20 protein-coding genes and 1 riboswitch are annotated in these 20,329 nt (G+C 50.1%); of the genes, 11 read left to right on the top strand and 9 right to left on the bottom strand.

Annotated features, from left to right (window positions below; all coding sequences use genetic code 11):
- Positions 1-5: 5 nt before the first annotated feature.
- From CBE68_RS00180 to sseA, 3 genes are all read left to right on the top strand, one after another.
- On the top strand, positions 6-332 hold the full coding sequence (locus tag CBE68_RS00180; RefSeq protein WP_087504045.1) for a hypothetical protein: 327 nt from the start codon (positions 6-8) through the stop codon (positions 330-332).
- A gap of 145 nt (positions 333-477) precedes the next feature.
- On the top strand, positions 478-1,302 hold the full coding sequence (locus CBE68_RS00175) for a mechanosensitive ion channel family protein (protein ID WP_087504044.1): 825 nt from the start codon (positions 478-480) through the stop codon (positions 1,300-1,302).
- 78 nt (positions 1,303-1,380) lie between these two features.
- Complete coding sequence (gene sseA / locus CBE68_RS00170) at positions 1,381-2,211, top strand: 3-mercaptopyruvate sulfurtransferase (RefSeq protein ID WP_087504369.1); 831 nt, start codon at positions 1,381-1,383, stop codon at positions 2,209-2,211.
- A 25-nt stretch (positions 2,212-2,236) separates the two neighbouring features.
- Here the strand turns inward: sseA and CBE68_RS00165 are convergent, their stop codons facing one another.
- The 6 genes from CBE68_RS00165 to CBE68_RS00140 all read right to left on the bottom strand — a co-directional run bounded on the left by CBE68_RS00165 (position 2,237) and on the right by CBE68_RS00140 (position 8,111).
- Complete coding sequence (locus CBE68_RS00165; RefSeq protein WP_087504043.1) at positions 2,237-3,250, bottom strand: 2Fe-2S iron-sulfur cluster-binding protein; 1,014 nt, start codon at positions 3,248-3,250, stop codon at positions 2,237-2,239.
- Entirely contained in the window at positions 3,231-3,641 is a 411-nt protein-coding gene (locus CBE68_RS00160) for a group I truncated hemoglobin (RefSeq protein ID WP_087504042.1), read from the bottom strand. The genes CBE68_RS00165 and CBE68_RS00160 overlap by 20 nt, the downstream gene beginning before the upstream one ends.
- Positions 3,642-3,670: 29 nt before the next feature.
- Entirely contained in the window at positions 3,671-4,015 is a 345-nt protein-coding gene (locus CBE68_RS00155; RefSeq protein WP_087504368.1) for a c-type cytochrome, read from the bottom strand.
- A gap of 37 nt (positions 4,016-4,052) precedes the next feature.
- The gene (locus CBE68_RS00150) at positions 4,053-4,625 is read right to left on the bottom strand and encodes a Tll0287-like domain-containing protein (protein WP_087504041.1); all 573 of its coding nucleotides are present in this window, start codon (positions 4,623-4,625) and stop codon (positions 4,053-4,055) included.
- A 70-nt stretch (positions 4,626-4,695) separates the two neighbouring features.
- Positions 4,696-6,051 (bottom strand): cytochrome c3 family protein, encoded by a 1,356-nt coding sequence (locus tag CBE68_RS00145; RefSeq protein WP_229744586.1) that lies wholly within the window; start codon positions 6,049-6,051, stop codon positions 4,696-4,698.
- Entirely contained in the window at positions 6,051-8,111 is a 2,061-nt protein-coding gene (locus CBE68_RS00140) for an FAD-dependent oxidoreductase (RefSeq protein ID WP_087504040.1), read from the bottom strand. Before CBE68_RS00140 ends, CBE68_RS00145 begins: the two co-directional genes overlap by 1 nt.
- A 330-nt stretch (positions 8,112-8,441) precedes the next feature.
- Between CBE68_RS00140 and CBE68_RS00135 the strand changes: the two genes are divergently transcribed.
- Complete coding sequence (locus CBE68_RS00135; protein WP_087504039.1) at positions 8,442-8,699, top strand: hypothetical protein; 258 nt, start codon at positions 8,442-8,444, stop codon at positions 8,697-8,699.
- A gap of 1 nt (position 8,700) precedes the next feature.
- Positions 8,701-8,877, top strand: a complete 177-nt coding sequence (locus CBE68_RS18830; RefSeq protein WP_188708023.1) for a hypothetical protein — start codon at positions 8,701-8,703, stop codon at positions 8,875-8,877.
- A gap of 15 nt (positions 8,878-8,892) precedes the next feature.
- Here CBE68_RS18830 and trhA read toward each other — a convergent pair whose 3' ends face one another.
- Positions 8,893-9,564: a PAQR family membrane homeostasis protein TrhA gene (gene trhA, locus CBE68_RS00130; RefSeq protein WP_229744585.1), complete on the bottom strand. Its 672-nt coding sequence runs from the start codon at positions 9,562-9,564 to the stop codon at positions 8,893-8,895.
- 770 nt (positions 9,565-10,334) lie between these two features.
- A riboswitch (TPP riboswitch) is annotated at positions 10,335-10,444 on the top strand.
- Between the two features lie 78 nt (positions 10,445-10,522).
- On the opposite strand from trhA, the gene CBE68_RS00120 reads away from it, so the two are divergent.
- Genes CBE68_RS00120 through CBE68_RS00105 form a run of 4 tightly spaced genes read left to right on the top strand, consistent with a single transcriptional unit; the run spans position 10,523 to position 14,474 of the window.
- Positions 10,523-12,703: a TonB-dependent receptor gene (locus CBE68_RS00120; protein WP_087504037.1), complete on the top strand. Its 2,181-nt coding sequence runs from the start codon at positions 10,523-10,525 to the stop codon at positions 12,701-12,703.
- 13 nt (positions 12,704-12,716) lie between these two features.
- Complete coding sequence (locus tag CBE68_RS00115) at positions 12,717-13,013, top strand: hypothetical protein (protein WP_087504036.1); 297 nt, start codon at positions 12,717-12,719, stop codon at positions 13,011-13,013.
- On the top strand, positions 13,010-13,633 hold the full coding sequence (gene pnuC, locus CBE68_RS00110) for a nicotinamide riboside transporter PnuC (RefSeq protein ID WP_087504035.1): 624 nt from the start codon (positions 13,010-13,012) through the stop codon (positions 13,631-13,633). Before CBE68_RS00115 ends, pnuC begins: the two co-directional genes overlap by 4 nt.
- On the top strand, positions 13,617-14,474 hold the full coding sequence (locus CBE68_RS00105; protein WP_158100452.1) for a protein kinase family protein: 858 nt from the start codon (positions 13,617-13,619) through the stop codon (positions 14,472-14,474). Before pnuC ends, CBE68_RS00105 begins: the two co-directional genes overlap by 17 nt.
- Positions 14,475-14,478: 4 nt before the next feature.
- Here CBE68_RS00105 and CBE68_RS00100 read toward each other — a convergent pair whose 3' ends face one another.
- Together CBE68_RS00100 and CBE68_RS00095 are read right to left on the bottom strand one after the other, a co-directional pair.
- The gene (locus CBE68_RS00100; RefSeq protein ID WP_087504033.1) at positions 14,479-15,255 is read right to left on the bottom strand and encodes a hypothetical protein; all 777 of its coding nucleotides are present in this window, start codon (positions 15,253-15,255) and stop codon (positions 14,479-14,481) included.
- Between the two features lie 102 nt (positions 15,256-15,357).
- On the bottom strand, positions 15,358-16,581 hold the full coding sequence (locus CBE68_RS00095) for a XylR family transcriptional regulator (RefSeq protein ID WP_087504032.1): 1,224 nt from the start codon (positions 16,579-16,581) through the stop codon (positions 15,358-15,360).
- A gap of 269 nt (positions 16,582-16,850) precedes the next feature.
- Between CBE68_RS00095 and xylB the strand changes: the two genes are divergently transcribed.
- Positions 16,851-18,302, top strand: a complete 1,452-nt coding sequence (gene xylB, locus CBE68_RS00090) for a xylulokinase (RefSeq protein WP_087504365.1) — start codon at positions 16,851-16,853, stop codon at positions 18,300-18,302.
- Between the two features lie 542 nt (positions 18,303-18,844).
- The gene (gene xylA / locus CBE68_RS00085) at positions 18,845-20,164 is read left to right on the top strand and encodes a xylose isomerase (protein WP_087504031.1); all 1,320 of its coding nucleotides are present in this window, start codon (positions 18,845-18,847) and stop codon (positions 20,162-20,164) included.
- Positions 20,165-20,329: the final 165 nt, after the last annotated feature.

Below are 20,329 nucleotides of genomic sequence, written 5' to 3'. Positions count from 1 at the left end.
CATCTATGCGCTCTATTCAGATGCTCGGTTTTCTTTCTACGCTGGGCGGAATAGCGATTTGCTGGTTTGTTTTGTCTGATGTTGGCCCAGAAACATCAGATGCAGCAGGCGCTGCCGCAGGGTTGGTCATACTGCTTGCGGTGGGGATGTTCAAATGTGCAGCAATCGTATTGATACCTTCTTCTATCGCTTTACTTTGGCCCGCGGTGCGTCAAAGAACATACTTTAAAGGTAAATTTTGGTTCGCTATGTGGGGAATTAATGGCCTTTTTTCTATCGTCTATCTCTTTGCTGGAGCTTATGTTTTCTATGTGTGGCTTAACTTAACTTGAGATCGATAGCGGGAATATAGGGATACGCTAAAACAGAAGCGTTTAGAGAGTTGGCCAAACTTCGGTAAATTCGACCTGACGTACTGTCATACAAACAACGTCTGGATTAACTTAACAAGCGAATTGTGCATCATGGAGATATGTCGTGGACGAGAATATTGCTGAAGTACAAAAATATTACGATCTGATCGTCGATTTTCTGGTGAATTACAGCTTCCAACTACTCGGCGCTATCGTTTTACTGCTCATTGGTATGTGGATCGCAGGAGCCATTGCCAAGTGGGTCAACAACCTCTGCCTGCGTCATCATGTTGATGTCACCCTCGCCAATTTCCTCAGTAATCTGGTGAAGATTATTGTCGTGGTGATGGTGTTGGTGATGGTGCTCAATCAGCTCGGCATTGCTATTACGCCGTTTGTCGCTGCAATTGGCGCGGCTTCGCTGGGCGCTGGCTTGGCCTTTCAAGGCTTACTGTCAAACTATGCTGCCGGCCTCACTATTATCCTCACGCGCTTGTTCGCCATTGGTAATACGATTCGAGTTCAGGGTGTCTATGGTGTAGTAAAAGACATTAAGCTCGCTCATACCTTGCTGGAAAACGAAGATGGCGAAGCGATCATGATCCCCAACAAACATATCGTCGGTGAGATTGTCCATAACTCAGATGCGAGTCGGGTTATTGAAGCGGAAGTCGGTGTCGCGTATCAAAGTGATATGGATCTGGCGATTGCCACCGTTACCGGAGCCATTCAAAGCGCCTGCGATGATTTGCCAGACGTCAAAGTAGCAGCAGGGATCGACCGCTTCGATGATAGTGCCATCGTCATTGGCTATCGGGTTTGGGTACCAAGTCTGAACTTTTTTGAGCGCAAATACGCCATCAACAAAGCGGTACTCGACGCCATCAATCAGGCGAAAATTGAAATCCCATTCCCGCAGCGGGTGGTGCACCAAGCAACAAATAACTAGAGCCTGTTGATCTTTGCTGTGTGTTTTTGCAGCAAAGATCAACAGGCTCTAATCATCAAAGTGAGCAAGGAGGCCAACATGTCATCACTGGTGACTACCGAATGGCTCAGTGAACATCTAGACGACACCGATTTGCTGGTGTTCGATGCCAGTATGGCCACTGTTATTGGCATTGAAGCCATTGCATACGATCAGCAGCCGCTGATCCCAAATAGTTTCAAGCTGGATGTGGAACAGGAGTTGTGCGATCTCAGCTCTTCTCAACTTCATGCGTTACCTACGCCAGCCCAGTTCAATGCATTTGCCAAGCGAGTCGGGTTACACGCCGATTCAACGGTGGTGGTGTATGACAATCAAGGCATTTACAGTGCGCCTAGGGCCTGGTGGTTGCTCAGAGCAATGGGCGTGGAGCGAGTTTATGTGCTTGACGGAGGCTTACCCAAGTGGCTCGCAGAGAACCGCGCGACGGTACTCGATTATGTGGCTGACTCTAATCAAGGCACGCTGCAAGCTAAGTATCAGCCTCAGCTCGTTTGCGATGCGGCAACAGTGTTGGCGCAACTGGCAGACAGTGATTCAATGGTGGTTGATGCCCGCTCTGCTGGGCGATATCACGGCTCAGCGGCTGAACCTCGGCCCGGATTACGCTCCGGCCATATTCCCGGCTCAGTGAATATTCATTTTGCCGAACTAATACGCGAGCGGCAGATGAAGTCTGCGGCCGAATTGGAAGCGACTTTCGATGCTCAACTAAACAGCAAACAACAGCCGATGATTGCTTCTTGTGGTTCTGGGATCACCGCTTGTATTGTGCTGCTAGCAGCCGCGCAAGTGGGCTATCAGAATTTGTCTTTGTATGATGGTTCATGGGCACAATGGGGAGCTGATGAGCAGCTCCCTATCGAATAATAGCAACGCTGATTAGCGCTTGGAGTTAGCTACCGCTAGCAACAAAGGCATCGGCGGCGATGTCGGCCATGTTAGTTCCTGCCAAGAAGCACTGTTTTTTCATCTTTTTGACGAACGACTCCGCGCCACAGAGAAACACCTTGTAGCCTTTGCCGTCGGGTACCAACTCTTTACAGTACTGATAAATATCGGCTTCGGTGACTGCAGCATTGGTACTTTGCTGAGCGACGAAAGAAACGTTTAGGTTAGGGTGGCTATCACTCAGGGCTTTCAATTCGTCGAACAAATACAGCTGCTCGCTGTGCTTGCCGCCAACGACCAACTGGATCTGCCCTTGGTGCTGGTGATTTACTAGGGCATCACGAACGATGCCATACAAGGGCGCTAGCCCTGTGCCCAAACCGGCTAGTAGCAGCGGCTGGTCAGCATCGCTTGGCGTATAAAAACACTGGCCATTCGGCCCTTCAATGGCCACTTCATCGCCAACACACAGATCATCGTAGGCCCAAGGGCTGAGCTTGCCGCCTTCGACCCGTTTGATGTGTAATTCAATGTAATCGTCAACGCCAATAACGCTGGCTAGGGAATAGCTGCGCGATACTGCGCCATTGCGAAAGAGGTTGATGAATTGGCCTGCGCGATAATCGAGTTGTGCTTTGATGCGCAATCGAACGACATTCGCTGTTAGCTGTGATTTGTCGATCACCGGCGCAATGATTTTTTCTGCTGCCGGCTTGAGTGCCACTGACATCGACTCACTGGGGTGACAGCTACATGCCAGAAAGTATCCAAGCTCTTGCTGGGCGGCAGTTAGACCTTGTTGTGATGCGGACGGAACGGTGCCGCCGGTACATTGCATCATACAACTTTGACAGCTACCACCTCGGCAGCCGTAAGGCACTGAATGACCGGCTCGGAGCAGGCCATCCAGCACAGATTCGCCGTCCTGCAATGCGACTTCACTATCGGCAAATCGAATGGTGTTGGCGCTCTTCTTAGCAAAGAGCTTTGCCAACCAATTATTTGTTGAGGACATCATCTTTAACACTAACGGCAATAGTAACCACGCTATCAATGTCTTCCTGACTAACGCCCAACTCTTGCAAGGTGCCAACTAAGTTTTCAGCAACTGCATTGAAGTGCTCTTCGGTCAAGTTCATGTGCTTGTGAGCTTCGCGCATGTCTTTACCGCTATAGTTGTTGGGGCCGCCAAAAGCCATGGTCAGAAAGGCTTTTTGTTTAACGTGCTGAGCTTCCATATCGATGGTATCGAAAAAGTGGCTGATTCGATCATCGGCTAATACCTTACGATAAAAAATATCGACCGCCGCATCAATTGCTGGAGCACCGCCCAATTTATCGAATACCGACGCTGCCTTTTCTTCAGGAGAAGGTGCTGCTTTCTCTTTTTTCTTGAATAATCCAAACATAATCAATTCCTTGTTGTTACTTTGGTGCTCTACTTTTTGGCTTGAGAGACCATGTATTCCACCGCTGCAGTAATTTGTTCGGTGGTTAAGTCGGTATTACCGCCCTTGGCTGGCATTAAGCCGTAGCCGTTTGAGGCGTGCTCTACCAATGTTGGAATGCCTTGCTCAATGCGCGGCCCCCACATTTTGCTGTTCCCTACAATCGGTGCGCCGTTGATGCCTTGAGCATGACAAACCTTGCAGGTTCCCTTGTATACCAATTCACCGGCTGATGGCTCCGGAGGTTGTTCCGAGCAGGCTGCCATCAGCGCCACTGCTGAGATCACAGTGGCACTGAGAGCAAACTGATGGCTGCGGCTATGGGTATGATTCATAGTCTTGCCTCCATGTTTGCGTGATGGGTTTGGTGGCTTACAACGGCACACGAATCACAACGCCGCCCATTACTTCACCAACTTTAAAGTCGGTACGTGGCGAGTCTTTGTGATCGTTGTGACATGAAGTACAAGCATCCGATACTGCAACGTCTGGGTAGACCGCAGTAAAGTAGGTGACATCACCCAGAGTTTCGGTGCCATAGAAGTTCTCACCAGGATTAGCGGCAATGTACTCTAGGCCTTCTTTTTCGACTGGTGATTTCGGAGCATTTTGGGCGTTAATCGGCCAAATAGATTGCAACGAATAAGTGAAGTCGTCGGTCATTTCCGCAACTGCTTCGGCACCGGCACGGAACATCTGTGCTGGCAGCAAGGCACCGTTGTCATATTCTTTCCAGTGCTCGTCTGGTTTGATGGCGCCAGCACCGGCTGGACCCAAGCGCTTGATGATGAGCTTGGTGTAGTTGGTGCGGTCAGCTTTCATCACTGCAAACAATGAATCGGTGTAGATCTTTGGATCAATACCTGCGGCTTTCTCTTCGCCACAGCCGATCAAGGTAGCGGCGGTTGCAGCAACGGCTGCTGTTGCGATTACTTTTTTGATCATCTCTCTGCCCTTTTAATATACGTAGTTCAAATAAGTTGAATAAGCGTTTAATTAACTGGTTTTATGGCTGTTATCTTTCTGCTCGTTTCAGCGCCCAGTCGATGGATTTAATGTGAATGCCAGGTTTATCAGCGAAGTTAGTTCTGATTAAATCGGGGTCCGCCAAGGCATCAATGGAAAACTCAAGCGAGTGACATTGCATGCATACCGGACGAATCATTTTCTCGTTAGGTCGTAGGTAATAGTTCTGGTTGTGCTGCACGCTGACCACTTGCTCGCCGCGCTTTTTCTTGGCGACGCGAGGCATGTGACAGCTGGCGCAGCTGACCGCTTGCTCGACCGGCATGTCGCCGGCAGAAGCCTGCTGCCAAAGCTGACCGTGAGGTGAGGCTTCAAAGGCCAGCGAGTGCTCATCTTGGTGACAAGTCAAACACGCGTCGGTGGCGGCGAATTCAGTATCATATTGGTGTGGCTGGTGACAGCTGTTACAACCTTGCTGCAAGTGCAGATTGTCTTGGTCAAAGGCTAAGTCAGACTGGACATCAGCTGGGCTGATTGCAGTTGCCGCTCCAGCAGCCAAGCGCATGCCGTGTTTACCGGCACTAAAGCCATCAAATTCTGCTTGGTGACATGATGCGCACACTTCAATACCGGGCTTGCTGATCCAATCATCATCGCCTTGCTGAGCCGTCTCATTGGGTGAATGACAACCGGTGCAGCTAATACCCGCATTAGCGTGGGCGGTGTCTTGCCAGTGTTCTGTTTCGGTTGGGTGATTGGCCATATGTTTGGCATCTTGCTGCGGATCGATGGCCACTTCTTTATTGGCGTAGAGCTTGGCGGCATTGCGAATGTCCAATGATGGCAATTGCTCACCTTGTTTTAATAGCCACGGCTGATTGGCGTTGTTAACCAAAAAGTCTTCGAACAGGGCGCGGTTGTCGTGGAAGTTATGACAACCGGCTGATGCACAGCTATCGAACGCTAGATCTTTGTGACTCTCTCGTTCTTCACCCACTTCCTGGTGGCAATGCCAACAGTAATCATCTGGCAAGGTGACCCCCATGGCGCGAGTCTGCTCAGATTGGTGTTCGGTGTGGCAACTGACACAATAGCGCGCGTCAATGATTTCCAAACGATACGCTTCACGCGGATCGGTAAATTTCTTTTTCGGATGGGAGTCATGAGCATCTTCCAGCTCCGCGGCGTGACAGCTGGTACAAGCGTCTTGTAATACTTCGGTGCCGCCAAAGGCATCGGTATGGCAGCTGTCGCACTCCAACTCGATCTGGTAGTGACCATGGGTCGCCTCTCCGATGAGCAAGGCCGCTTTGTCCTCGCTGGCGAACAGCACATAGCTGTAGTACCCACCGATGAGCAGGGTGAGTAAAATCCACAATGGCCAGAGTAACTTTTTCATGCTCATCAGAAGTAATACACCGTTAAAATGTGAATGCTCAGCAGAATCGGTAATGGCCAGGTCACTAGAGTGTGGAGCCAGGTCCAGAACTTACGAATTGCTGCACTTTTCATTGGATTGAACTGATGACTGATTGCCACCACTGCACCGGCACTGGCACCAAATACCAGCACCGCTAGGAAATTGAGCATCAATAGCTGATTAAGGTTGGCGCCGAGATGAAAGCCAGTATGAGCTATCAGCAATCCGGCGCAGGCAGCACCGAGCACACCATGCAGTAAACGCCAATAGGCAAAGTCGCCCATTTTGGTCCAGCCCAATCGCTTGCGCAGTGACATCAGCAGACCAATAACCGACAAACCAAGGAGGGTAAAGCCGGTCACTTGCTTCCAGAATTTGTCGTTCCAGATCCCTTCAAACCAGCCTCGTTCAAGCACCGAGTCGGCAACCGTTAAAGCAGGCATCAATGACATGGCGAATACAACCAACACGGCGATCAATGACATCACCATGAGGGTTTGCCAGCCCTTTTCTTTGGCGGCAGGCTCATTGCTGCCGATCAGCTGACTCAGTAATGGTTTACATGAACCACAGACGGTGCCAGCAGAAGTTGTCGCCTGCAGTGCACCAATTGAATCGGCACCATTGGCCACCGCTTCGACTAATTGGCCTTGTGTAATGCCGTTGCACTGGCACACCATGGCATCGGCTGGCCAAGCTTTGACATCATCGGTATCGGACTCCGACCAAAGTTTGCCGCCAAGTCGGAACCACAACTGTTGCCACTTGCTAATTGTGCGTTGTTGCTTAAATGCTTCTTGAATACGGCGTGATTCCGGCCACTCTCCAATACCAATGGCGCCAATGAGCTTGCCTTTGTCGATCACCAGTTTGCGATAAATGCCTTGCGATTTGTTGCGATATACCAGCTCAGACAAGAACGGCCGAGACGGCAATTCCGCCACCTCGCCCATTGAGCAAACTTGTTCGCCGACTACCTTCAAACGGCTGACTTCTAGTGAGCCAAGATAAGCTGACGCGCCGCCGCTAATAACATCAGCAGCAATTGCAGCTTGCTCAAAGCCTGGGTTAACGAGGCCATAAACTTGGCCTTGATGTTCGCTACATTCGCCAATGGCGTAGATATTGGGATTGCTGGTTTGGAGTTGGTCATTCACCACAATGGCGCGGGCAACCTTCAAATTAGCGTGAATCGCTAGGCGAGTGTTTGGTGACACGCCGGTACAGAGTAGAACGGTGTCACAGTCGATTTGTTCGCCCGTGCGAGTGGTGACGCCGACGACGCGACCTTCTTCGCCGTGAATGACTCGCACACCAGACTCGGTGACCACATTAATGCCGAGATCTTCAACTTTTCGTCTGAGTTGCTGCGCGGCAGTATCATCAAGCTGGCGGTTCATCAGGCGCGTAGCCTGCTGCACCAGCGTCACCTTGGTATTGAACTTGAGCATGCCACGAGCGGCTTCGAGCCCCAACAAACCGCCACCAACGACGACGACGTGGCGACAGCGCGAAACTCGCGCAGACAAGGCTTCGGCATCTTTTAGATTGCGGAAGGTGTACACCCCAGCTTGCTGCACACCGGGAATGTTGGGGATGTGAGGGCGAGAGCCTGTCGCGATGACCAATTGATCATAGTTGTAGCGAACGCCCTGGTTGTCGGTAACGACTTTTTGCTCTGGATCGATGTGAGTGATGGTTGCGACCAGTTGCCTAAAGCCAACGTGCTTTTCCTGATCGGGCAAGCTGGTTTGAATGTCGTGATAACTGGCATCGCCGGACAGCAATGCTGATAGCAACACCCGGTTGTAAGGGGCATAAGGCTCGTTACCGAACAGTGTCAATTCGGCATTGGGCTCGCGTTTGAGCATTTCATGAGCGAAACGAACACCGGCAGGCCCAGAACCAATAACCAACACACGACGAGCCATCTGAGCCGACATTGGGTCATAAACGCCAATGGCTTCTTTGGTCTCTACCGAACCAGCTTTAGGGTGATCCGGAGTCGCTAAATGCGCTGCTTTTGGGCTGGCAACGTCGGTCATTACTTCTTCTCGGTCTGGTCTTTTTTGTTATGGAACCAGCAATGCAGGCTCTATGCCCATTTGTTAAATATTAGTTTAAATCGAGCTGAATCAGTATGTTGCGAGGTTGTTGCAGGATCATTTTGGTACGGCTTAATGTTGTATTTGTGAGGCAATAATAGGGCGAAGCACTTCTTTGGTGCGATCATTCGGTGCAAACCACCGAATCGCATTGACGACTGTTTTGATCTTTCATGGTGCAATGAATCTATCGGTGGTTGGGTATAACACTGGCATCCAGCAGTTAAATTGCTCAAACTGCCAGTACCAATCGAATCTAATTAGCAAACCATGACAACTGAATTTAATGCCGCTGATTTACTGGAAGTCGCAGAGAATCAAATCGCAGATGGAGAGCCGTTGCTCGTCAAGGAAACCCTGATGCGGTTGATGATGACAGGGCATAGCAGAGAGCAAGCCTTGGAGCTCATCTGCTGCGCACTGAGCGTGGAATTTACCGCGATTGTTGAGCATAACGGCAGTTTTGATTTAGCGCGTTATAGCAACAGCTTAAAGCAATTACCTGAAGTACCTTGGTTGGAGGAATAGGATGGCATTATTGACTATTTTGGCGTTACTGGCTGTTGGTCTGTTTATTGTCATTAAGCTGACTGAGCGCACCAGCAAGGAAAAGTCGATGGAACAAGCCCGTTCGATGAGTAAGTGGATTATGCCGCTGGTGTTCATTTCTCTCATCATCCAGTTGATTTACATGATGATGAAGTAACCATCGTCAATGCCGCTAAAGCCCGGCTAGTTCGTTGAGTTCGGGCATTGGCAGCACATGCCACCAGACGGAAAAGAAGTGACATAATCCGCCGGCAACAACAAAGACATGCCAGATAGCGTGGGTAAACGGCAGCTTTTTCAGCAGATAGAATACAACGCCGACGCTGTAGCAAATGCCGCCCGCCGCTAACCACCACATACCTTGCTCGCCCAGAGCTTGGGACAGTGGCTTTAGTGCTATCACCACAAGCCATCCCATGACTAAGTAACTGATCACCCGCAGCGCTTTGAAGCGATCTGGCCATCCGAGTTTTAGGGTGATGCCAATAATCGCCATGGCCCACACGGAAGCAAAAATGGACCAACCCAACGCTCCTCGCATGCTAATGAGCATAAATGGTGTGTAAGATCCGGCGATTAGTAAATAAATGGCGCAATGATCGAATGCTTTGAGGTGCTTTTTAATTCGTGGCCAAGGGACTGCATGGTAGCAACTGGATGCCGCAAACAAGATGATTAACGAGGCACCATAGATGCTGCTGGCGACAATACGCCAGATATCTTGTTGCTCGGCCGATACCATGACCATCAACACCAGCGCAGCAATGCTTAGCCCAAAGCCAATGAGGTGAGTCAGGCTATTAAGCCATTCTTCAGCAGTTGAGTAGGCAGTGTTATCGGACACGATGGAGTTCCTCATTAATTGAGCGAACAAGTGTACGCTGAAATTTTGTTTTTGCAAAGCTTCGCTACCCATTTGGGCATACAAGGCGAATTAGCCGATTCCAACTCAGACTCGTCGTGAATACTTTGCTGACGGGCTCCTGCCCTTTGCAAAGACCTGCTCTGGCTTCCTGCCTACGCGACAACTTTAGAAAGTTGTCCCATGTAGACTCTGCCGCAGCATCCTTGCTGCGGAAGGTCTTCGTCAGAATCAGCTAATCCACCCTGCTTAGGTCTTTCCGGGTTTTGTTCGCCGCCTTGGCAACTCTCTTGAAAAGCCCTGTGAACTGTTTGGCAGCTAGGCATCGGCGAGTATCGGTGCGTCAGCCAGCAGGGATGCTGGCTGCCGAGCGCCCCATGGAAGGGCTTGCAGCGTCAGCGATAATTGCTGATGACTGGCTTGGCTCTCCATTAAGGCAAACAGGGTGAATTAGTTAGTTCCAACTAAGATTCTTCGCTTGCTGTGGAGCAGCCAAAGCAACGAAAACAAGACGCCGTAAATCCTTCCATGGAGGCTCTACGGCCGCTTCCCTGCGGCAGAAGCTTGCATTCGTTGCTTTAACCGCTCTCTTTGCAAGTCCACCGGGTAGTCTAAAAGCTAGGCACCGATGGGCTTGCAGCGTCAGCGATAATTGCTGGTGACTGGCTTCGCTATCCATTTAGGTAAGCAAGACCAATTCTTTTTAACATCAGTGACTAAAATCGCTTCCGCTTACGTAAGGGCGTATACTGAATAAAGCCAAGGGGCGTTGTGGTGAAATACCGCAACTGAGACATCACCTGATGGACCCTTTGAACCTGATCCGGTTGGTACCGGCGGAGGAATGGCTGTGACTCGAACGACTTGTTGCCACACGTTCTTACTGCAGGCTGTAAAAACTCAGCTCCCTACCGGATCTCGATAACCATAATGAGATCCTATGACACACTGCGATAACCAATTCAAAACGAAAACCCTAGTGCTAGCTCTTGCGGCAGCTTGTTCGTTGCCTGCTGCTCACGCTGATTCTCAAGATCCCACCGAGCGAATCGTTGTCCATTCTGACTTTCGAGGCAGCGCTGTCGAGCAACTCCCCGGTAGCATCAGCGTGATTGACTCCATTCAATTGGAAGATGAAGGTTCCCATCACTTTGAAGATGTGCTCAATAGCATTGCCAACCTCAACTGGGCTGGCGGCACATCGCGACCGCGCTATTTCCAGATCCGTGGTGTTGGTGAGCAAGCCGAATATCAAGGTGCGCCAAATTCATCTGTTGGATTTATTGTTGATGACATTGATTTATCGGGCTTAGGTATGACCGCCAGCATGTTCGATGTCGAACAGGTTGAGGTGCTGCGCGGACCGCAGGGTACCAAATATGGTGCCAACGCTTTGGCTGGCTTGATTTACGTTAAAACCAAAGATCCAACTGACGTCGCCGAACACGGTGGTAAGCTCACCGTTGGTGATGATGATTTGAAAGAGTTTGCTGGCTATAGTGCTGGCGCCATCAATGATAGCGGCTCAGTGCAATATCGTGTCGTACTGCAGCAACTGCAGCAAAATGGCTATCGCGACAACAAGTATCTAGGAAAAGACGACACCAACGAGCGCGACGAACTCACAGCTAGAGCGAAGCTGCGCTGGTTGACGGATCAGGATACAACCATTGACCTAACCGTCCTCCATGCCGACTTTGACAATGGTTATGACGCTTGGACCTTGGACAATAACGGCTTTGATACCCTGTCCGACAAGCCTGGTGAAGATTCCCAGACCACGACAGCTGCTTCGTTAAAAATGACCTTCCGTCATGCCGATGCGTTTGACGTTACTAGCATCACGAGTTATGCCGATAGTGATCACCGACATGCCTATGATGGCGACTGGGCGAACCCTGATTACTGGGCCAGCAAAAAGTGCACGGCTTACGATGAAAACTGGAATGTCGTCGGCACTGAACCCTGTGTTTATGACTACTGGTGGGACAAAGACGGTAATCGCGAAACTTTGACTCAAGAAATTCGCCTCACTTCCACTGAACAAGGGCGTATCTTTGCCGATACCAGTCATTGGCTGGTGGGTGTTTATGCCATGAACCTTGACGAGTCCAATGACCTAACGGTTGATCAGCAATATAACGGCGGCCCAGCATGGCGCGAGTTGTTTGATTCCGAATATGAAGCGACTAATCTGGCTGCTTTTGCCCAGCTCGACAGCGATTTGGGTGACGGCTATCAGTTGTCACTTGGTGCTCGTATTGAACATCGCGATGCTGATTACAGTGATTCTGCTGGCGAAGATTTTGACCCGTCTGAGACCATGTGGGGTGGTCATATTGCTTTGCACAAAGACTTTTCGCCACAACATCAGGGCTACGCTAAAGTTGCCCGTGGCTATAAAGCTGGTGGTTTTAACATGGCGCTGCCGGATGATTTAGCTGATGAGAAAGAGTTCGACAAAGAGACCTTGTACAACTACGAAATTGGTGTCAAAAGCCTGCTATTGAACAACAGCCTGATCAGTAACTTGGCAGTGTTCTACATGGACCGCCAAGACCAACAGGTTGAGGGCTCGCGGCAAGAGCCGGGTTCGGGTGATTTTTGGTTGTTTACTACCAATGCCACCAGCTCCACTAGCTACGGTTTGGAATGGGATGTGAATTGGCAAGCCACTGATGGCCTGACGCTTTATGGTAGCTTGGGATTACTCGATGCTGAGTACGATGATTATGAATACCAAGTCGATGCCGACGAAACCATCGATTTAAGCAACCGTGATTTGGCTCATGCCCCGAAAACCACCTATAGCCTCGGCGCAACATACTTGACTGAGCACGGCTGGTTCGCCAACGTCAATGCCAATGGCAAAGGGGAGTTTTACTACTCCGACTCGCACGACTCAAAAAGCGATGATTACATCCTTTTCAACGCCCGCGTTGGTTATGAAGCCGATCATTGGAGTGTCGCGTTGTGGGGCCGTAACCTAACAGACGAAGAATACGGCGTACGCGGTTTCTACTTCGGTAATGAGCCTGATCTCGATTGGGTAGCGAAGCAATACGTACGCTACGGCGATCCGCGTCAGGTCGGTTTGACTTTGACTGTTGACCTCGACTAACTGGAGTTTGCTCATGTTGACCGTTGATATTTCGATGTATCCGCTGAAGGATGATTTCATTACCCCCATCACTTGGTTTATTGAGCGTTTGGCAAGCTATCCCAATATCAAACGCACAACCAACGCCTTGGCGACTCAAATTTGTGGCCCCCATGATGAAGTGATGGTCATGCTGAGTACGGAAATGAAGGCGGCGCATGAGCGATTTGGCCAAGCGGTATTCGTTTGTAAGTTCTTGCCGGGCGAGCGTGATCTTGACTATCAGGATAACTTTGGCAAAGGCCAAGCCTCATCTGGAGCACACGGATGAATGATGCGCTGAGTACCGCTTGGGGCGAGCTGTCAGTGATGACTGGTTGGGAGGCTATTGCCGTGGTACTGGCCATTGCTTATTTGCTCTTAGCCATGCGAGCCAGCCTTTGGTGCTGGCCCGCAGCCTTTGCCAGCACCTTGATTTACACCTTGTTGTTTTGGCACGTTGCGTTGTTGATGGAATCAGTACTCAATGTGTTTTACATGGTCATGGCGGTTTATGGCTATTGGCAATGGCGTTGGGGTGGCAAACAAGAGAATGAAGGAGTTGAGGTCCACAGTTGGCCCCTTAAACGTCATGCTCTGGTGATTATCATCACCGCCATCGTTGCCGTCATTGCCGGCTATCTGATGGCGACTCATACCCACGCGGCGATGCCATATCTTGATTCAGCTACCACCTGCTTCGCTGTGGTGACCACTTTCATGCTGGCTTACAAAGTGTTGGAAAACTGGTTGTATTGGGTGGTGATTGATATTGCTTCTATCTATCTCTATCTGGATAAAGGTTTGGTACTGACTAGCATGTTGTTTGTTGGCTACGTGGTACTAGCTGCGGTCAGCTATTGGCTATGGCGTACTCGTTTATGGCAACCAGCGCGTGCCCAGTTTGCTTGAACAACTAACGCCAGCAGACTGCGCGGCGGAGGCTAATCTAGGCCCACTGCGCAGTTGTCGGCAGTTACAACAAGGTTTAAGTCATCATAGTTTTCATCTGCAATTGGCAGATCGCTCAGCTTTGTTTCTGAGAATCTATCGGCCGTTGCGTAAGCCGTGGATTGAGCGCAGCCATGAACTTAGTAACCTGATGGTTGCAAGTGAGCAAGGGCTTACTCCAGAGCTTTTGTTTATTGATGAGAAGCAGCGATATTTCATCTCTCGGTACGTTGAAGATGTACCGATGGAGCAGCCTTCGTTACCACAAATTATGGAGATGATTGACCTCGTTGCAGCATTGCCGGTCACTCGGATGATGAATCAACAGCAGCGCTTCGATATTTATGTCCAGCAGGCGCGGCAGGCCATGGCGTCGCTGTCCACCGATCAAGTTGCGCCGCTCAATATCGAGCTTGAATCAGTGGTTGAGCTCGGCAAGCAAGCGCTCGCGCAACTACATCAGTACTATTGGCCAGTCATTCCATCTTTTCTCGATTGGCATCGAGGCAATGTGTTGATGACATCTGAGCGAGCATACTTGGTGGACTTTGAGTACCTAGCGCTGAGCGAAATGCCGTTGGAGCTAGCGAGCTTGCAACTGAGTGGTTTAGTGTCAACGACGGACTGGCCCAAGCTGCAAGCAGCGATCGAGCAGTTATATGGCGTTAAAGTGGCAGATGCCCAGCTGGGCGATGCGCGTTGTTTGTATCGGGTGATGTGCTATTGCTGGTATTGGGCGGTGATGCCAAATGAAGCAGCCGAACCAACGCGAGAGTTAGTTCGGCTGCTAACAAGGGGTTAATGTATTACAGACCTTGGAATGGTGCCCGCAGTTGGAAGTCCATCAAGGTGCCATTGGGGATCTCAACGGCGTTACCTCGGGTCAATATCGAGGCTCCTAAGCCGACTTTAGCACCGGTTTTTGCTCCGTCACTGCCATCAATCAAGCCACCAATTGCTGCTGCGCCAGCTGTGCGGCCCAGTGTTCGGCGGCCTTCACTTTGTCCTGAAGTCGCATTGACAGTTTGGGTGACTACCGCTTTCATTTGGTTATTTACCATGATTTCAGTGATTTCCAACGACATGGCTGCGGTGCCTGTCATCCGTCCTGAGTTTTGCGAGCCAACAACACGACCATAAACTTGGGCACCGCGTGGTGCCATCACGGTACCGTTGCTCGCGACTAAGTCTGCTTCCAAAACTCCGCTGAAGCGCTGACCACTGCCATTCTGGCGGGTTGACAGTGTTTGCGTGGTGCGAATGGTAAACGACGTTCCCGCTGGAACGACAGCAGGCTGCTGCTGGGCTTGAGGTGCAGGAGCAGCGGCTGGCTGTTGAGCAGGTTGTGCAGGGGCGGCAGCAGGAGTACTGGCAGAGCCTGTCATGTCGATGCTTTGGACTTGTGACTTAGGTAGTTTAATTTCAATGCCATTGCTGTCGATCACCAACTCATCGCCCTGCTGTGACACCACATTACCTTCAATCACGCGGCCGTCTTTAAGCGTGATGGATGCGCTTAGGGCTGCAAATGACGTCAGCGACAATACACCAGCAACAACAATCGTACGAACCTGCTTTAACATTCTGGACCCCTTAACCTTACAGTTTGATAGCTAGAGGTTAGACCTAGTTTAATCTTTGTTCAATCTGATTAACCGTTTGATTCAGCGCAGGTTCAGCTTGATCTAGTCATCATCGTTGAGTATCACGTCGTCCTGGGTATCATCGGGATCTAAGCTGCCATCACCGCGATTGTTGCGGTATTCCTTCGGTGTTTGACCCAAGTCTTTCTTAAACACCGCATACATGTACTGTAGCGACGGATAGCCACATAGATTGGCAATTTCTATCGTTGGTAGTTCAGAGTTTCGCAATAGCTGTTGCGCTCGTTGCAGCTTCGATTCATGAATCTCGGTGTGAATCGAGTGGCCTCGTTCATCACGAAAGCGCTTTTCTAAGTTGGAACGAGAAACTCCAACAAAATCGAGCACCTGATCGACTTTGATTCCTTTACAAGCGTTGTGGCGAATGAAGTGCATGGCCTGAATGACATAGGCATCTTTCAGTGCTTTGAAGTCGGTTGATTGGCGTTCGACCACGCTTTGTGGCGGGATCAAGATCCGCTGCTGCTTAACAGGTTTATCTCGTAGTTGCCGATGTAGCAATTTGGCCGCCTCATAGCCCATGTTTTTGCAACCTTGGTTGACCGAGCTAAGTGGCACCCGAGTGAGGTAGCGCGCCAAGTCTTCGTTATCAATACCGATGACAGCGACTTTGTCGGGGACGATGATGCCTAAGCGCTCACATACCTGCAGCAAATGACGAGCGCGGGCATCGGTGACGCCGATAATGCCGATTGGATGAGGCAGTCGTTGCAGCCAATCGGCCAAGCGATTCATGGCATAACGCCAGTTTTCTGGCGTGGTCAACGTGCCGCGATAAACTTCACCTTTATAGCCATCTGCCTTTACCAAGTCTTTGAATGCTAGCTCACGCTCGTGAGCCCAGCGCATCTGAGGTGATTCGGGCAAGCCATAAAAAGCAAACTGCTCAATACCTTTTTCACGCAAGTGCTCGTAGGCTGCTTTCACCAAACCGGCATTGTCAGTGGCGACATAGGGAACATCAGGGTACTTGTTGGGATCATGATAAGAACCGCCAACACCAATAACCGGAATATCCAAGTCCTTGGTGGCGGCAACGATTTCTGGATCATCGTAGTCAGCAATGATGCCGTCCCCCATCCAGTCGCGAATACGATCGATTCGACAACGAAAGTCATCTTCAAAAAAGATGTCCCAGTCGACTTGTGATGCTTGCAAATACTCACCAATGCCTTCAATGACTTGGCGGTCATAGACTTTGTTGGCGTTGAAAAGCAACGTAATGCCATATCGCTTGGAGAACACTTCAAACCTCTTCGAGTTACTACAGGCAAGGTAACAGCCCTGATGTTAACGGGCACATATACCTTTACGCTAGCCTCGAAATCAATGTGAGACAATTCACAATGACCAAAAACGAGAATAGGGACTAATAAATTTCATCATTGATTAAAAAGCTATTGCCGACCACGATTGCCAACCATAAAACCGCAGTTGGGTCTTAGGTTGGTGGTCTGCCAATACTAATGCGCTGCGAACTAACTGAGCGAACAGATTTCTCAAAGGAGAACAGCATGTACATTGGTATTGACCTCGGTACGTCCGGGGTAAAAGTGGTCGTTCTGAGCGACCAAGATCAGGTGGTGGCGTCCGAAACCGTGGCGTTGCCGATCTCTCGCCCTTATCCATTGTGGTCCGAACAAGATCCAAAAGATTGGTGGGATGCCACGGTGCAAGCCGTTGATTCGCTCAAAGCTGGTGGCCATTTGAGCCAAGTGACCGCGATAGGCATGAGTGGCCAAATGCATGGTGCGACGCTGTTGGATAAAGATGGCGAAGTGCTACGCCCTGCGATTTTATGGAATGATGGCCGTTGTGCTGAAGAGTGTGAGTTGATCGAACAACAAGTTCCAGCAGCTCGCGATATCACCGGTAACATTGTCATGCCAGGCTTTACTGCGCCGAAGCTACTGTGGGTCAAGCGCCACGAAGCTGATGTTTTCGAAAAAATTAGCAAGGTCTTGCTGCCGAAAGATTATCTGCGCTTCAAACTGACTGGTGATTTCGCCTCTGACATGTCCGACTCTGCTGGCACTAGCTGGATGGATGTTGGCAAGCGCGATTGGAGTGAACCAATGCTCAGCGCTTGTGGTTTGACTCGCGAGCAAATGCCACAGTTGTTCGAAGGCAGTGAAGTCACCGGCTACCTATCTGAAGAGCTTGCAGAACGCTGGGGCTTGGGCAAGATCGCAGTGATTGCTGGTGGTGGTGATAATGCTGCTGGTGCCGTTGGCGTCGGTTTGACCAAACCAGGTCAAGCCATGTTGTCGTTAGGTACTTCCGGTGTGTACTTCGCCGTTAGCGATGGCTTCAACGCCAACCCCGACTCTGCGGTGCATGCTTTCTGTCACGCATTGCCTGATACCTGGCACTTGATGTCTGTGCATTTGAGTGCTGCCGCATGTAACGCTTGGTTAGACAGCGTGACTGGTAAAACTGGTGTGCCGGAAATGTTTGAGGAAGTTTCGCGTTTCACCCCACAGAAAGACGATCCGTACTTCTTACCGTATTTGTCTGGTGAACGGACTCCGCATAACAATCCGAATGCCAAAGGTATGTTCTTCGGTTTAACCCATGAAACTGACCGCGCGGCGATGGCTCGTGCCGTGTTGGAAGGCGTAGGTTTTGCCTTTGCTGATGGCTTTGATGCTTTGCATGCCTCTGGTGTGAAGCCTGACGAAGTCAGCTTGATTGGTGGTGGTGCTCGTAACCAAAACTGGCGTCAAATGCTGGCCAATATTCTTAATCAAACGCTGGTCTATCGCCAAGGTGGTGATGTGGGCCCCGCGCTGGGAGCAGCCCGCTTAGCTCGCTTGGCGATGAACCCAGAGTTGGATATGGCTGAGATTTGCCCGGTGCCTGAGTTGGTGGAAACCCATACTCCAGAAGCGGAGCAAGTGGCAGTGTATCAAGAACGTCGTGAAACATTCCGCAAGCTCTACGAGCGCACATCTGATTTGTTCTAATTGCGGTTTGCTAACACTTGCAAAGCCCAGCGTTGCGCTGGGCTTTTTGATCTTGATAGTGAAGCCAACGCTCGACAATGAGTTAAGAATCTAAGCTAGAACCAACTAATTCGCCTTACTTTTAGAAGAAGCCAGCCATCAGCAATTATCGCTGACGCTGCAAGCCCATCCATGGGGCGCTCGGCAGCCAGCTTCCATGCTGGCTGACGCACCGATACTCGCCGATAGCTAGCTTCCAAACAGTTCACGGGGCTTTTCAGGTGAGTGGCCAAAGCGACGAACAAAATCCGTTATTCCGGCTTGTTGATTTATGTTATTTACCAACTTTTTTGGCTGGTTTTTACGAATATTCATCATTGGTAACAGCCATGAAACGCCCACCACAAGTGGCTTTGTGCGAATTTTTGTGAACTCAGCACAGAAATAAAAAATTACACAACAATACGCTCAAATAACGTAATTGCGAGAACCAGCCCGGCAAACCAATATAGCCTCACGAATCGCGTCCAAAGACTTTGGACCCAAATCACCTGGAGTTAATCATGAGCGAATATTTTGAAGGTATTGGCAAAATCCAATACGAAGGTCCTGAGACTGAAAACCCACTAGCGTTCCGCTTCTACGACGAGAACAAAGTCGTTGCTGGCCGCACAATGAAAGAGCACCTGCGCTTTGCCGCTTGTTACTGGCACAACTTCTGCTGGAACGGCTTCGATATTTTTGGTGCTGGCACTTTCGATCGCCCATGGTTGCAACCTGGTGATGAAATGGAAATGGCCAAAGCAAAAGCAGACGTGGCTTTCGAATTCTTCACTAAACTGGGCGTGCCTTACTACTCATTCCACGATGTCGACGTGACGCCAGCTGGCAACTCTATCAAAGAATACATCGCCAACATGGGCGTGATGATGGACTACTTGGCCAAGAAACAAGAAGAAACTGGCATGAAGTTGATGTGGGGTACAGCTAATGCTTTCTCTCATCCACGTTACATGAGCGGTGCTGCGTCTAACCCGAATCCAGAAGTCTTCGCCTATGCTGCGACTCAAGTCTTCACTGCGATGAATGCCACCAAAGATTTGGGCGGTGAAAACTACGTGCTTTGGGGCGGTCGTGAAGGTTACGAAACGCTGCTGAATACTGATTTGCGTCAAGAGCGCGAGCAACTGGGACGCTTCATGCAGATGGTTGTTGAGCACAAGCACAAGATTGGCTTTGACGGCACACTGTTGATTGAGCCTAAGCCTGCTGAACCAACTAAGCACCAGTATGATTATGATACTGCGACTGTCTATGGTTTCTTGAAGCAGTTTGGCTTGGAAAATGAAATCAAAGTTAACATCGAAGTGAACCACGCGACGCTGGCGACACATTCATTCCAGCATGAAATTGCCACTGCAATTTCTTTGGGTCTGTTCGGCTCTATCGATGCCAACCGCGGCGACTACCAGTTGGGTTGGGATACTGACCAGTTCCCTAACAGCGTTGAAGAGTGGACACCAGTTCTGTACGACATCTTGAAAGCAGGTGGTTTCACCACCGGTGGCTGTATGTTCGACACTAAGCTGCGTCGCCAATCTGTTGATAAAGCAGACTTCTTCCACGGCCACGTTGGTGCCATGGATACTCTGGCTTACTCGTTAGAGAAAGCCGCTGAGTTGTTGGACAACGATGTATTGGGTGCAAACGTTGCGGATCGCTATGCTGGTTGGAGTCAAGATTTCGGCAAGAGCATCCTTGCTGGTGACCAATCACTGGAAAGCATTGCTAAATATGCAATCGACAACGAAATCGATCCTGCACACGTTTCTGGTAAGCAAGAATACCTAGAAAACGTAGTGAACAAAGTTCTTTGCAAATAAGGTGAAGAATCAACGCTGTGCTTCGGCATAGCGTTTCAAATTTGCCTCAGTAAATGATTGCTGTGCCACTGCGACTCATTTCATTAGAGGCCTTTTTGAGCCGTGTTGTGTGACGAAACTTAGGTTTCGCGATGAGTTTGGGGACATCTTTGATGTCCCCTTTTT

Source organism: Neiella marina (assembly GCF_002165625.1).
In the GTDB taxonomy this organism is placed as follows: Bacteria; Pseudomonadota; Gammaproteobacteria; order Enterobacterales; family Neiellaceae; genus Neiella; species Neiella marina.
This window is presented reverse-complemented; position numbering and strand designations above follow the sequence as displayed.